This window comes from Mitsuokella apri, from assembly GCF_051886055.1.
Classification (GTDB): Bacteria; Bacillota; Negativicutes; order Selenomonadales; family Selenomonadaceae; genus Mitsuokella.
Window position 1 is genome coordinate 76,399 of the sequence record NZ_JBJEXT010000059.1, and the last position, 13,225, is coordinate 89,623.

13 protein-coding genes are annotated in these 13,225 nt (G+C 53.7%); 4 read left to right on the plus strand and 9 right to left on the minus strand.

All coding sequences use genetic code 11. From position 1 onward, the window contains the following. Positions 1 to 12 precede the first annotated feature (12 nt). From ACI4OH_RS08860 to ACI4OH_RS08870, 3 genes are all read right to left on the minus strand, one after another. Positions 13 to 603, minus strand: a complete 591-nt coding sequence (locus tag ACI4OH_RS08860; protein WP_439784606.1) for a TlpA family protein disulfide reductase — start codon at positions 601 to 603, stop codon at positions 13 to 15. A 129-nt stretch (positions 604 to 732) separates the two neighbouring features. Beyond that, positions 733 to 1,413: an S-layer homology domain-containing protein gene (locus ACI4OH_RS08865; protein WP_439784607.1), complete on the minus strand. Its 681-nt coding sequence runs from the start codon at positions 1,411 to 1,413 to the stop codon at positions 733 to 735. A 61-nt stretch (positions 1,414 to 1,474) separates the two neighbouring features. Then, positions 1,475 to 2,383 (minus strand): nucleoside transporter C-terminal domain-containing protein, encoded by a 909-nt coding sequence (locus ACI4OH_RS08870; protein WP_439784608.1) that lies wholly within the window; start codon positions 2,381 to 2,383, stop codon positions 1,475 to 1,477. A gap of 398 nt (positions 2,384 to 2,781) precedes the next feature. Here ACI4OH_RS08870 and ACI4OH_RS08875 point away from each other — a divergent pair, with 398 nt between their 5' ends. Then, the gene (locus ACI4OH_RS08875) at positions 2,782 to 4,038 is read left to right on the plus strand and encodes an LCP family protein (RefSeq protein WP_302489928.1); all 1,257 of its coding nucleotides are present in this window, start codon (positions 2,782 to 2,784) and stop codon (positions 4,036 to 4,038) included. 281 nt (positions 4,039 to 4,319) lie between these two features. Next, positions 4,320 to 5,564, plus strand: coding sequence for an NAD(P)-dependent malic enzyme (locus ACI4OH_RS08880; RefSeq protein WP_439784609.1), 1,245 nt, complete (start codon positions 4,320 to 4,322; stop codon positions 5,562 to 5,564). 103 nt (positions 5,565 to 5,667) lie between these two features. On the opposite strand, the gene ACI4OH_RS08885 is transcribed toward ACI4OH_RS08880, so the two are convergent. Genes ACI4OH_RS08885 through ACI4OH_RS08895 form a run of 3 tightly spaced genes read right to left on the minus strand, consistent with a single transcriptional unit; the run spans position 5,668 to position 7,460 of the window. Beyond that, complete coding sequence (locus ACI4OH_RS08885) at positions 5,668 to 6,513, minus strand: type 1 glutamine amidotransferase domain-containing protein (RefSeq protein ID WP_435721635.1); 846 nt, start codon at positions 6,511 to 6,513, stop codon at positions 5,668 to 5,670. 6 nt (positions 6,514 to 6,519) lie between these two features. Beyond that, entirely contained in the window at positions 6,520 to 6,903 is a 384-nt protein-coding gene (locus tag ACI4OH_RS08890; RefSeq protein ID WP_432647543.1) for a winged helix-turn-helix transcriptional regulator, read from the minus strand. A 38-nt stretch (positions 6,904 to 6,941) separates the two neighbouring features. Next, entirely contained in the window at positions 6,942 to 7,460 is a 519-nt protein-coding gene (locus ACI4OH_RS08895) for an SRPBCC family protein (RefSeq protein ID WP_435721636.1), read from the minus strand. A 305-nt stretch (positions 7,461 to 7,765) separates the two neighbouring features. On the opposite strand from ACI4OH_RS08895, the gene ACI4OH_RS08900 reads away from it, so the two are divergent. Then, entirely contained in the window at positions 7,766 to 8,413 is a 648-nt protein-coding gene (locus ACI4OH_RS08900; RefSeq protein WP_439784610.1) for a YczE/YyaS/YitT family protein, read from the plus strand. Positions 8,414 to 8,475: 62 nt separating this feature from the next. Here the strand turns inward: ACI4OH_RS08900 and ACI4OH_RS08905 are convergent, their stop codons facing one another. Further along, positions 8,476 to 9,741 carry an oligosaccharide MFS transporter gene (locus ACI4OH_RS08905; protein ID WP_439784611.1) on the minus strand — a complete coding sequence of 422 codons (1,266 nt, stop codon included), beginning with the start codon at positions 9,739 to 9,741 and terminating at the stop codon, positions 8,476 to 8,478. A 71-nt stretch (positions 9,742 to 9,812) separates the two neighbouring features. Next, entirely contained in the window at positions 9,813 to 11,300 is a 1,488-nt protein-coding gene (locus ACI4OH_RS08910) for a glycoside hydrolase family 32 protein (RefSeq protein WP_439784612.1), read from the minus strand. A 278-nt stretch (positions 11,301 to 11,578) separates the two neighbouring features. Between ACI4OH_RS08910 and ACI4OH_RS08915 the strand changes: the two genes are divergently transcribed. After that, the gene (locus ACI4OH_RS08915; protein ID WP_439784613.1) at positions 11,579 to 12,553 is read left to right on the plus strand and encodes a LacI family DNA-binding transcriptional regulator; all 975 of its coding nucleotides are present in this window, start codon (positions 11,579 to 11,581) and stop codon (positions 12,551 to 12,553) included. Between the two features lie 64 nt (positions 12,554 to 12,617). Here the strand turns inward: ACI4OH_RS08915 and ACI4OH_RS08920 are convergent. Next, positions 12,618 to 13,225, minus strand: a 608-nt coding sequence (locus tag ACI4OH_RS08920) for a DNA gyrase C-terminal beta-propeller domain-containing protein (RefSeq protein ID WP_439784614.1), incomplete at its 5' end; no start/stop codon positions are given.

Here is a 13,225-nt window from a genome sequence, read left to right on the forward strand (position 1 = left end):
TCCTGCATCGGTTTATTTTTCCTCCGCCTTCAGTTTCTCAATTTCCGACTCCAGCTTTTCCTGGGTCGTACCGCCGACCTGCTGATAGCGCACGATGCCCTTCGCATCGATGATCAGCGTGGTTGGGATGTACTTCACCAGATAATCCGAAGCCGCCTTGTCCTCGGGATCCAGCAGCACCGGCAGCTCATAGCCATTTTCCTTCAGGAAGCTCTGAATCTTTTCAGGGCTCTCCTGCATATTGATGGCATAGAAATTCACATGCTCGTGTTTCGCCGAAGCAAATTTCTGGATTTCCGGCAGTTCGGCACGGCAGGGAGGACACCACGTGGCCCAGAAGTTCAGCACATAAATCGTGTTGTCTTTTGTCCCGTCTATCGTCACGTCCCTACCGTCCAATGCCTTGAGCGCGAGTTTCGGCGCGGCTTTGCCATCAAGCGGTGACTTTGTCAGGTCTTCATTTTCCTGCTGAGTCTGCTGTGACTGCTGTGCTTCCGCCGTTCCCGCGGCATTATTCTTTTGATGCTCACCGATATAATCGTAACAGACCCCTGCCAGCACGAGCAGCACTGCTAAGACTGCTCCTATGATTTTTTTCATCATAATCCCCCTTTGCGTCATGGATTTTCGATGCTTCTCCGTGCAGCAGTGCCCTTTACAGCGATTCCGCCTGATTCTTTCTTATCTTAGAAGAAGAAATCCACGCGGCCGAACAGCTTTTCAGCATCCCTGTCAGCGACGATATCCTTGCCCTTGAAATACCTGCCAATCAGCAGGACGAATCTTGCCGACTTTGACCGTCCAATCCGGGAAACGTCCCTCGGCCCAGACGCGCTTGAGCTCGACTTTTTCGCAGCCGCGCACGCCGGAGTCCTTCTGCAGCTTCGTCTGCGCGTCGAGGCGGGCATGGACCGACCAGTTTTTATCGAGTTCGGCATTTGGCTCCACGCGGAACAGCAGGTCATCATCATTGTGCTTGGTCTTATGCGACGGGTCCTGCGTATCGTGGCGCGTGCTCGTATACGTGTACTCCATGACGCCGTTCCATTTAACCTTATCGGCACTCTTCTCAAGATTGGCCACGCGAACACCGAGATTCCCGAGCTCGGACGAGAATTCCGCTGCGAGCTTGTCGATGACGCCGCGGTCCGCTGCCGAAACATCCGTCTTTGCCATGGCTTTAGCGACCATCTGAGCCATTTCATAGCGCGTGATGGCTTTATTCCCGCGGTAGGTGTTATCCCCATAACCATCTACCACGCCATCCTGCGCCAAAGTCTCAATCGCATCGTAAGCCCAATGGTCTTTCGGCACATCAGCAAACGGATTTACGGAAGCTGCGGAGCATTCCCCACACATCAGCGCAGCTGCCATGGCCGCCATGGACATCGACAAGATAGACTCTTTTCTCATTTGAAAATCCCCCTATTTCTCTCTTATTCTGTTCTCTGTAGAAAAAACACGGCATTTATATTTACCAGATGAAGAGGCCGGCAAAGGCTGCGGAAAGCAGTGAAACGAGAATACCGGAAAGCATCATATAGCCGACGTTTTTCGGAATCAGGTAAATGCGGTCCTCATCAATGAAGCCTTTGAAAGCACTGAGGATAACGCCAACGGAAGCAAAGTTGGCAAACGACGTTACGAAGACGGTCAGCACGGCCTGCATATGATGACTGAACGTGTCCATGATAGGACCAACCTGCCCCATGACGACGAATTCGTTCGTGACAATCTTCATGCCCATGTACTCAGCGAGCTGGAAAGCTTCGCTGAAATCAAGGCCGAGCAGCCAGGCAAACGGGAACATCACAAAGCCAAGCATCTTTTCAAGCGAAACGGCCGGATTAATGAGCGCCAGCAGCTGGTCAATGAGTGCAACAGGAGCGACAAAGGCAATGACCATTGCGACGATGATGAGAATCAGGCGGCCCGAACTGATGATGGAGTTGCCGAGGAAGGAGAAGAACGTCTCCCTCTCGCGTTTATGGCCCGTGATTTTCGAGAGCAGCTTGCCCGACCAGCGGATGACAAACGGCATGACGCCAATATACGACAGGATATCAAACAGCGGTACAATCATGAGGATTGGCAGCAGTGCGCCCGTAAAAAAGTTCATACGTTCCACATGGACCCAGTCCGGAAACGCAAAGGCGATACCAGTATAGGAAACGTCGACAATCCACTGGAACCCCGCAGCCAAGAACAGGACGATATTGCGTCCGACAAAGAACGAAGTCAGGAACCATGCCAGGAACAGATTGAAAAGCGCCAGCACGCCGACTGTTTTCCACGAGATCTCTTTGCGCTTCTTCGAGAACGCCGTGGCAATCCCGATGAACACCAAGAGACCGAGCAGATTGATGCCAAGATACAGATACACAAAAATCCCTCCCAAATCATTTTTACGCATAATCTGTATGCTTTACTATGGATGGTTCTTATTCTAACGAAGAACCGCGTTCAAAAACATGTCATGTGGCACTTTCGATCATTTTTTATGAATCAAAATTAGACTACCATTATGCCTGACTATCGCCTCTCTAATACCGCCCTCGATTTACTGTCATTTTTTGTGAAACAGTGGAAACTCACCGCTGTTCCCCCTGATTTTCATAAAAAGGGGCTATCATGAAACTAATTGACTATGCCGCTGAAATATGGGCGGGATACGAATAAAGTAATTGCGCATCTATCAAGCTTTCCTTATAATAAAAATGTAAATACACTCTGCTACAATAGTAGGGATTCATGCATGATTTCAGAAAAGAAGGTATCATTTTGCAAACAACTCCGATTCCCCCGCGCCGTTCGCGCCGCAAGCACCGAGGTTTCCTCTGGGTTCTCCTCGCCGTCGCTTTCATCGCGGCAGCTGCAGCGGGGGCTCTCTTTGCGTCCAACAGCCTTCTCGACAAGTCGGCTGACGACGTTGTAGAGGATGGCCTGCTGACTGCCAAGGACAAGACGACCATCATGATTATGGGCGTCGATGAACGCGATGACGATGTCGGCCGCAGCGACACCCTGATGGTCGCCACGCTCGACCCGAAAAAAGACCAGGCCGCCCTAATGTCCATCCCGCGTGATACGCGCGTCAAAATCAAGGGACACGGCTGGGACAAAATCAACGCGGCCTACGCCTACGGCAGTGCCAAGGGCGGTTCTGAGGCCGGCGAAAAACTCGCCCAGCGCACAGTCGAGGATTTCTTAGGCGTCAACATGGACCACTACGTCGTCGTCAACATTCAGGCATTCCAGAAAATCATCGATGCCATCGGCGGCATTGATATCGACGTGGAAAAACGCATGTACTACGAAGACCCGTGGGACGACGACGGCGGTCTCATCATCGACCTGCAGCCGGGCATGCAGCATATGGACGGCAAGACCGCGGTCACCTACGTCCGCTACCGCGACGAAGAAGGCGATATCGGCCGCATCAAGCGCCAGCAGAAATTCATGAAGGCCTGCATGGACAAAGTCACCTCGCCGGCCATCATCCCGAAGCTGCCGTCCGTCATCAAGGAAGTCATGTCGTCCGTCAAAACCGACCTTTCGTTCCGTCAGATGCTCGAGTTTGCCGGCACGCTGAAAGAGGCCCAGAAGAACGGCCTCAAGACCGAGATGGTCCCGGGCAAGCCGCTCTACATCGACGGTGTCAGCTACTGGATTCCGGACCTGCAGAAACTGCGCACGACCCTTGCCGATACGCTTGGCATCACGCTGAACGCCAGCGAAAAGGCCCAGCTTGAAAAGGCTCAGCACGAATACGAATCCTCGATTCCTGCGAATGCCACGAGCAAGGCCCCGGCGGCCAAAGCCTCGTCTTCCAGCAGCAGCCAGAAGGGCACGCAGCGGAGTTCATCGAGCAGCAGTTCATCATCAACGAGGAGCAGCCATACGTCAGGCAGCTCTTCTTCGGAGTCGCATTCGACCAGCAGCCAGACCTCGGGCAGCAGCTCAAAATCCTCGTCTGCTTCGTCGAACACGGCACCGGCCGCACCGACGCATTCGGCCAACACCGGCAAGACACAATGATATCCATATAAATAATATAAGCCTCCCTTCGGCATAAGGGAGGCTTATATTATTTATAAATTTTATATCATCATAAATAATTTATATTTGTATTTTGAGCATAAAATAATATAATAGTACTCAACATGATTTTACAACCTTACAAGTTACGCTCATAAAGTTTCAAAAAAGTGTAACATTTATTACTAACATTCGCATTTATCTCACATACAGGGAAAAGCCAGTTCTGATTTTCCCACAGAACTGGAAGCAAGAAGACAAGGAGAAAGGAAGTCTTATTCATGAGTCAGTTAACCGAGCAGGCTTTGGCCTTACATAAAGAGAATCACGGCAAAATCGAGATGCACAGCAAGGTACCTCTCGAAAAGGCAAAAGACCTGACACTGGCTTATTCCCCGGGCGTTGCCGCTCCCTGCCTTGAAATCAAGAAAGATTACAATAAGATTTACGATTACACGAACAAGGGCAATACGGTCGCTGTCGTGACGAACGGCAGTGCCGTCCTCGGCCTCGGCAACATCGGTGCCGGTGCCGGCCTGCCGGTCATGGAAGGCAAATCCATCCTGTTCAAGGGCTTTGCCGGTGTCGACTCCGTGCCTATCTGCCTCGATACGCAGAGCGTCGATGAGATTGTCCGCGCCGTTGAGCTCATGGCCCCGACGTTTGGCGGCATCAACCTCGAAGACATCAAGGCACCGGAGTGCTTTGACATCGAGAAACGCCTGCAGAAGCTCGACATCCCGGTATTCCACGATGACCAGCACGGCACGGCTATTGTCGTCGTCTCGGCCCTTATCAATGCGTTCAAGCTCACGGGCCGCAATTTCAAGGACTCCAAGTTCGTCCTCAATGGTGCAGGCGCTGCCGGTCAGGCCATCACGCGCCTGATTTACAGCATGGGCGGCCGCAACATCATCCTCTGCGACCGCATGGGTGCCATCTTCACGGGCCGCCAGGAAGATATGAACCCGTACAAGGACGATATCGCCAAAATCACAAACCCGCAGCATGAAGAAGGCCAGCTCAAGGATGTCATCAAGGACGCCGATGTCTTCATCGGTGTTTCCGTAGCCGGTGCCGTTACGCAGGATATGGTCCGCTCGATGAAGAAGGACCCGATTGTCATGGGCATGGCCAATCCGACGCCTGAAATCATGCCGGATGAAGCAAAGGCTGCCGGTGCCCGCATCGTCTGCACGGGCCGCAGCGATTTCCCGAATCAGGTCAACAATCTGCTGGCCTTCCCGGGCATCTTCCGCGGCGCTCTCGACGTCCGCGCCACAAAGATCAACGAAGAAATGAAGATGGCTGCCGCAGAGGCCATTGCCAGCCTCGTCGCAGGCGACGAGCTCAAGGAAGACCATGTCATCACGAGCCCGTTTGACCCGCGCGTTGCCCCGCAGGTCGCAGCTGCCGTAGCCGAAGCTGCCATCAAGAGCGGCGTCGCCCGTCTCACGAATGTCACCGGCAAAGACGTTGCCGAGCATACGCGCAAGCTCCTCGCCGAAGAACATGCCAACAACTAAGTCTCTTAAGAAGCTGCACAGCATATAACTGCATATATGAAAAAATCCCGCTGTCTCCAGTAAGGAGTGCAGCGGGATTTTTCTATAAAAGACGGACAAAAATTTATTTTGCCTGCAGGGTTTTAGCGAGTTCCTTAGCCAGCTCAATATCCGAAGCTGGATTCTGCCCCGTAATGAGTTCGCGGTCGTGCACGACATGACTGCCGTACATGCCGTCGACGCGCATTTTGCCACCGGCAATCTGCAGGGCCTGTTCGACGTGGAACGGCATTTCCGTGCCCTTGGCGACTTCGCCCGGCCATTCTTCGGCATCCGAGAGAACGGTCATTTCATAACCATTGTAAATCCAGCCTTTGGCTGCTGCCATGGCACCTTTCGCATCATGCGAAACGAGGGCCTGACGATAGGCAGCAGGATCTGGCAGGGCCGCGAGCATGGCAGCAGGACCATGGCAGATAAAGGCCGTCGGCTTCTGCTTCTCATGGAAATAACGCAGAATCGTGCCGAGGTCTTGATCCTGCATGAGGTCGGTCATCGGCGCGTGGCCGCCCGGCACGAAGACAGCCGCATACTGGCCGAGGCCGCCGTCAATCGCATCTTTCAGGGAAATCGGCTTAAGCCCGTTGACAAATTCTACCGCCTGAGCGCGGGCCTGCTCATCGCCGCCAAAGAATTTTTTGTCGTTCGAACCCTTATCCATGACCGGCATGGCGCCGCTCGGCGTCGCGAGGACAATTTCATAGCCCTGCCCTGCGAGGTATTCTGTCGGCACGGCAAATTCATTGAGGAAGAAGCCGACGTTCATGATGCTCTTATCGGCCAGCTCCATCTGCTGCTGGCTTGAGGCCACGACGAGAATCTTCCCTTTGCTGGCGGCCGCCTCCGAATGACTGCTGAAGAAAGGCAGTACGAGGATGGCTGCCAGACAGAATAAAAATAACTGTTTCATGCAAACTCACTTCCTGATATTCTGTTTCTTTTCCGTATCTTTCTCTTTGCCGGACTGTGCAGAGGGCATGATTTTATCCTGCATATGTGTTTTGCCCCACTCGCACATGGCATTGACGATGGGAGAAAGGCTCCAGCCAAGCTCCGTCAGGCTGTATTCCGTATGCGGCGGCACGACGGGATACACCTTGCGGTGAATGACGCCATCGGCCTCAAGCTCGCGAAGCTGCTGCGTCAGCATCTTCGGCGTAGCCTGCGGCAGCAGACGGTGCAGCTCGCCGTAACGATGCTCGCGCTGCATGAGATGCCAAAGAATAATACATTTATACTTGCCCGCAATCAGGCTTAAAGAAGCCTCAACCGGGCAGTGAAAGATGGTATTCCTGGCCATTTCGTTTCCCCCTCATCTTTGCTTCCATAAAATATACTTTACTTCTGTTTGGCTGCCAGCACAGTCACTGCCAAGCCGCGAACCCATTCCTGATGGCCGATGTTCATCGGGTCCTTCGGATCTTTATGCAGTTCTGCCGCCGGCCTGCCCTTCTGCGATTCCTGCGTCAGGATACGCACGCGGCCCTCAGAAAGGTCTTCGATGAGCCAGGCGTGAATGACGTCAAGGCGGTGCTCGGCATCGCCTTCAGCCCAGCCGTGCCAAGCAAGGCGGCCCGGCTTGTCGCCCTGCGGCGCTTCAAATTCCGTGATTTCCGCCTCAATCGGGAAGCCAAACGTCTTGAAGCGGAAACGCGTGTCGGCCGCAAGCTTCGTGCCCTTCGTATTGTCAAACTCAATGTCACTGGCATTGCTGTAATACGTCGGCCAGATGCTCGTATCGATGAGATTTGCAAATACTTCTTCGGCGTTGATGCCCTTGACGATGACTTCATTGGAAGCGAAGTTATCCGTCAGGCCCGGCAGGTAATCGTGCGGCCAATTGATTTCATTTAACATAATAATATTCCTCCGTAACGTATAAAATCCTTTTTTCTATTCTTGAATTTTTTTGCCGTAGCGGCTCTTTCAGCTGATGATTTCATTTTAGCCGCAAAGAATCCTTTTGTGAAGAATGCACTTTATTGTAGCATAGTACCCAAAAAGATAGTATAACCATGAGCATTTTACTGTTTCTGCACGCACGAGCCCCCGCAATTAACGCAAAAGATGCCATCTGGCTTTTCTTTTTCCGTTCTTCAGTAGTATACTTTTAGTAATATCACAGAAAGAACGTATCGCATCATCATAAGAGGGGGATTTGTGTGTCTACGCCAAAACGCTATATTCTGCTGATCATCGCCGTCATGATTCAGTCGGCCGGCATTGCTCTCGTCGTCAAGAGCCTGCTCGGCACCTCGCCGATTTCAAGCGTGCCGTATGTCCTGAGCCTGATTTCACCGTTTACTTTCGGTCAGACGACTTTTGCCGTCAATATGGTTTTCGTCGTCTTTGAGCTTTTAATGCTCGGCCGCAGCTTTCCGACTGTCTTCTGGCTGCAGATTCCCGTGACGATTGTCTTCGGTCTCTGCATTGACTTTTTTATGGCCCTGTTTACCATCATACCCGAGGCCTATCCCCTGAAAATTGCCCTGTGCATCGTCGGCACGGCCCTTGTCGCCCTCGGCGTTGCCGGACAGGGCATTGCCGACGTGCTCATGCTCGCGGGCGAAGGTGCCGTCTACACCTTTGCACATAAATTCCATATCGACTTCGGTAAGGTCAAAGTCGGCAATGATGTCGGTCTCGTCATCATCGCCGCCATCGTCTCCATGGTCAGCCTCGGCACCATCGAGGGCATCCGCGAAGGCACACTGCTTTCCGCCCTGCTGACCGGCGTCTTCGCCCGCTTCTTCCTGCGCCATTTGAGCCGCGTTGACGGGCACGGCCGCATATATCTTTCCTTTCATTAAAACAGATGGCAAAAGCCCCGTTCCGATTGGGAACGGGGCTTTTTTCTATGGAAATAAATTTATCAGAGGGGCTGACCTTCGACGCTCTCGTTATCCTTTTTGAGGATGATGAAGGCGTAAATGCTGGCCACACAGACGATGCCGGAAATCACGAGGAAGGTGCTCTGATAGCCGATGCTGTCATGCAGGGCACCAAGCGGGGTCGAGAAGATAATCTGGCCGACCTGCGCGGCAATCTGAAAACCGACCATGTAAAGGGTCGTCGAGATACGCGTATCGAAATGCAGCGTGAAATAACGGAAGACCGCGAGGATGAACAGGGCCGTCTCCGGTGCATGCAGCAGTTTGATGATGGCGACGCCAAGGGGATTCGTCACGAGGCCGCAGCCGCCGATGCGGACAATCATGATGCAGCAGCCGAGCAGAATCGCCTTGCGCACACCGATTTTGCGCATGAGAATCGGCACAAGCCCCATCATGATGAACTCGAGGAATACTTCGATGGAATTCAGGACACCGTAAGCCTGCTGGCCTTCGGCCGGCGTCGCAAAGAAGCGTGTAAAGAATTCAGGGAACATCTGCTGGTCAAAGACGGTGTAGAACGTCCAGCTCATGACGACAAAGACAATCATCTTCCAGACATCAAGCATTTTGAACACGCCGATGATTTCGCTGAAGGAAGGAGTCTTGCTCTCCTTGACGCTTTCGGCCTTGACCTCATACTTCTGGCAGAGTGCGGCGTTATTTTCGGGGCGCAGGGCCAAGAGAACAATGAGCTGCACAGCCGCGACGGCCGAGCCCGTCCAGAAAATCAGGTAAGGATTCATCGTGAAGAGGAAGCCGGCGCAGAGGGCCGAAACGGCGTAGCCAAAGGAGCCCCAGGCTCTGGCCTGGCCGTATTCAAACGAATAGCGGCGGCTCAGACGCTCCGTGACAGCCTCAAAAACAGGGCAGGCCGCGAGATACGAAACAGCGAGATAAACGGCGCCAATCGCCGCACCGATGTAGAAATTCGCCGCGAGCATCGGCACATAGACCCAGGTGAAGAACGGCCCTACGAAGAGCTGGCAAATGACGAAGAATTTCAAAAGCGTCTTCTTCATGCCGAGCTTGTCCTGCAGCGAACCGTAGACGAACATCAGGACGAGTGAGACGGCGCAGCCAAAGGAATAAATCGTGCCGACTTGTACGCCTGAAAAGCCCTGCTTCGTCGTCAGCCAAATCTGGAAGAACGACCACCAGATGCCCCAGCCGGCGAAGAATAACAGGATTTCCAGCGAACTTGTCCTGTAAAACGGATTGGTAAATGCCTTGAGCAGATTGCCCATGATTTTTTCCCCTTTCAATACGAAAATCCCCGATTGTTTCTATCGTTTCTATGATACCTAAAATCATAACCTCATGCGAAAATAGATGAGAGTTTATAGAATACGCCATTTTTCATGCGCACAGAGCCTTCCTGCGGCTCCAAGACGATGACGCGCTCTGCGGTCTTCGGATAAAAACGCGTGCTCATGACGACTTCGCCGTCGTTGAAGAAAATCTCCAGCGAGGAACGGTCCTCGTAGACGCGCACCGAAATTTTTTCCTGACCTGCGGGAAGTTTGGCGAAGCGTTCTTCCGCGCGTCCCGTCGCGGCCGACTTGCGCGTGAGCACGATTTCACCGCTTTCCTTCTCGATGCGGACGGATACCTCATCGTCAAAGCCCGCGGCAAAATGCAGCGCGAGGCCCTTGGCCTCCGTGAGGTCAAAGTCAGCTGTGAGCTCGCCGGTCTCCTGCGACCATTCCGCAAATGAAGTCTCTTCTGTCAAAAACATATCAGGCTTGGCAAAGGCTTCTTCGCGCAGCGCCGTCAGCTCTTTGGCGGGCGGCGTCACGACTTTGTCTTCGCGGTAATGGAGCTCGCGCGGCACGGTCATCTGGCCGCACCAGCCGTCGGCCTGTTCCGGCATCGCCGACTCCCACATGTTGAGCCAGCCGACCATCAGGCAGCGTCCATCGGGCGCCTGTGTGACCTGCGGCGCATAAAAGTCAAAGCCGTAATCGAGCAGCTTGAAATCATCGTGATAGAAAATGCCGGACTCATAGTCCATCTTGCCGAGCATCGAGCCCGACTGATGCAGATTGCGGTAGAGCTTTCCTTCCGGCTTGACGCCCTGCGGCGAGAAAATCAGCGCTTCGTGGCCGTCAAACTCCGCGAAGTTCGGGCATTCCCACATGAAGCCCTGATTGCCCTCGGCCTTGGCCATGACATGCTTGAACTGCCAATCCTCAAGATTTTCCGAGGTGAAGACGAGCACCTGCCCCGTCTCCTCTGCCGTCTGTGCGCCGACCACCGCATAATAGCGGCCGCCGTGCTGCCAGATCTTCGGGTCACGGAAATGATGGTCCTCACCAGTCGAGACCTGCTCAACAGGCAATTTGATGACCGGATTTTTGTCCGACTTCGTGAAATGAACGCCATCCGTGCTGACCGCAAGATTCTGCGTCTCGATGCGGTCCGGCTGGCCCGGCTTCTTCAAAAGGTCGACATGACCCGTATAAAGAAGGTAGAATTTGCCGTCCTTTTCAATGCCGCAGCCCGAGAAGCAGCCGTCGGCGTCGTAGGGATGGTCGGGGAACAGTGCGACAGGCTGACGCTCCCAATGCACGAGGTCTTTGCTCGTCGCATGGCCCCAGTGCATCGGGCCCCATTTCGGCTCGTATGTATAATGCTGATAGAAAAGATGGTACTGACCGTCAAAATAAGCAAAACCGTTTGGGTCATTGCACCAGCCCACGCGCGGCGCAATATGGAAGCACGGATACCAGCGCTTGTTGACCTTTGCCTCATTAGCCGCGATAAATTCATCCGGCGTCAGCTGCTCCTGTTTTGTCGTCGTCATTTTCTTCACCTCATAATGTATATCGAATCGGTTCGAGAACCATGCTGATAAAATCGAAACGGCCATTTTAGTCGGGATGTTTGTCTATCGAACCGTTTCGATACTTTGATTATAGTCATGTTCCCTCGTTTTGTCAATCATTTTATCCATTTTATTTTTCTTGTTGCTTTCCTTATACTTATCTGAAAATAACATAAATTATAGGCATAATATGCATCCTGCCGTCATTTGTGATAGACTAAAACAAATGGCAGGAAAGCTGGAAAGGATTGTTTTGTATGGCAAAAATCAAGGATGTCGCCAAACTGGCCGGCGTCAGCACGAGCACGGTATCCCTCGTGCTCAATCACAAGGGATATGTATCCGAGGCCACGCGGGCCAAAGTCGAAGCGGCCGTCGAAAAACTGCATTATGTCCCGAGCGAGGTCGGACGCAACCTCTCGCTGAACCGCACGAATCTCATCGGCGTCATCATCCCCGACGTCGCACATCCCTTTTTTGCGGCCCTGCTGCACGAAATCGAGATTGCCCTCTACGATTTTGGCTATAAGACGATGGTCTGCTCGACCGGTGAAAAGAAAAATGCCGAGCTCGCCTTCCTCGACATGCTGCGCCGCCATACGATGGACGGCCTGATCATCGGCGCGCATGCCCTGCACATCGAAAACTACCGCCATATCGAACTGCCCGTCATCGCTTTTGACCGCTATCTCTGCGACGAAATCCCGATTGTCCGCGCCGACCACCATCAGGGCGGTGAAATGGCCGCCAAGGCCCTGCTGCGCCGCCAGCCGCGTCACGTCGTCCAAATCACCGGTGCTCCGACCATCCACACGACCGCCCACGAACACGAGGATATCTTTGCCCATTGCATCAAAGAGGCCGGCGTCCGGCTCGACACGATTGTCATGCCGGCCAATGCCCTGCAGCCAAAGGATTTTGCCCTTGCCGCCCGCGAGATTTTTGAGACCTATCCCGATGTCGACGCCATCTCAAGTGCGGACCTCGGTGCCATCTGCGCCCTGCGCGAGGCCGTACGCCGCGGCCGCAGAGTTCCCGAGGACCTCTCCATTGTGGCCTACGACGGCACATATCTGACGAGACTCGGCCCCCAGACACTGACGGCCGTCGTCCAGCCCCTTCCGGCCCTCGGCCGTCTGGCTGCCGAGACCATGGTGCGCCGCATCCGCCATGAGGCACTCCCTTCCTTAAAGCCTCTGCCCATGACCTTTCAAGAGGGCGAGACCTGCTGACTTTTTATAACAAGACACAAAAAAGAGCATCCGCGCGGATGCTCTTCTTTTATTTCAGCAGTATTTAGTTTTTCTGGTCCATAACCGCCATCGAAGCGACGATGTCATTTTCAGCCGTGCTCATGAGCTTGACACCCTGCGTATTGCGGCTGATGACCGAGATTTCGTTGATTGGCGTGCGGATGACGAGGCCTTCCGTCGTGATGAGCATGAGTTCCTGCTCCGGATGGACAACGCGCAGGCCGATGACATCACCGGTCTTTTCCGTGACCTTGAGGTTGATGAGGCCCTTGCCGCCGCGGTTCTGCGTGCGGTATTCGCTGGCTTCCGTGCGTTTGCCGTAGCCCTCGGCCGTGACCGTCAGGACTTCGGCGTTCTGCGAAAGCGTGTCCATGCCGATGACTTCATCGCCGTCGTTGAGGCTGATGCCCTTGACGCCGCGGGCTGCGCGGCCCATCGAGCGGACATCTTCTTCGCCGAAGACGATGGCCATGCCCCACTTCGTGCCGAGAATCATATCGCGCTCGCCGTCCGTGAATTTGACGCCGATGAGCTCATCGTCCTCGTCGAGGTTGATGGCATTGAGGCCGCCCTTATGCAGGTTCTTGAATTCGACCAGGCTCGTCTTCTTGACGATGCCCTTCTTCGTGGCCATGAAGAGGTAAGCGTCCG

Coding starts and splice junctions, on each gene's coding strand:
- ACI4OH_RS08895 (WP_435721636.1), bottom strand. CDS start 7,460: ATGTTAAATGAAATCAATTGGCCGCACGATTACCTGCCGGGCCTGACG.
- ACI4OH_RS08910 (WP_439784612.1), bottom strand. CDS start 11,300: ATGACGACGACAAAACAGGAGCAGCTGACGCCGGATGAATTTATCGCG.
- ACI4OH_RS08885 (WP_435721635.1), bottom strand. CDS start 6,513: ATGAAACAGTTATTTTTATTCTGTCTGGCAGCCATCCTCGTACTGCCT.
- ACI4OH_RS08860 (WP_439784606.1), bottom strand. CDS start 603: ATGATGAAAAAAATCATAGGAGCAGTCTTAGCAGTGCTGCTCGTGCTG.
- ACI4OH_RS08905 (WP_439784611.1), bottom strand. CDS start 9,741: ATGGGCAATCTGCTCAAGGCATTTACCAATCCGTTTTACAGGACAAGT.
- ACI4OH_RS08915 (WP_439784613.1), top strand. CDS start 11,579: ATGGCAAAAATCAAGGATGTCGCCAAACTGGCCGGCGTCAGCACGAGC.
- ACI4OH_RS08865 (WP_439784607.1), bottom strand. CDS start 1,413: ATGAGAAAAGAGTCTATCTTGTCGATGTCCATGGCGGCCATGGCAGCT.
- ACI4OH_RS08890 (WP_432647543.1), bottom strand. CDS start 6,903: ATGGCCAGGAATACCATCTTTCACTGCCCGGTTGAGGCTTCTTTAAGC.
- ACI4OH_RS08880 (WP_439784609.1), top strand. CDS start 4,320: ATGAGTCAGTTAACCGAGCAGGCTTTGGCCTTACATAAAGAGAATCAC.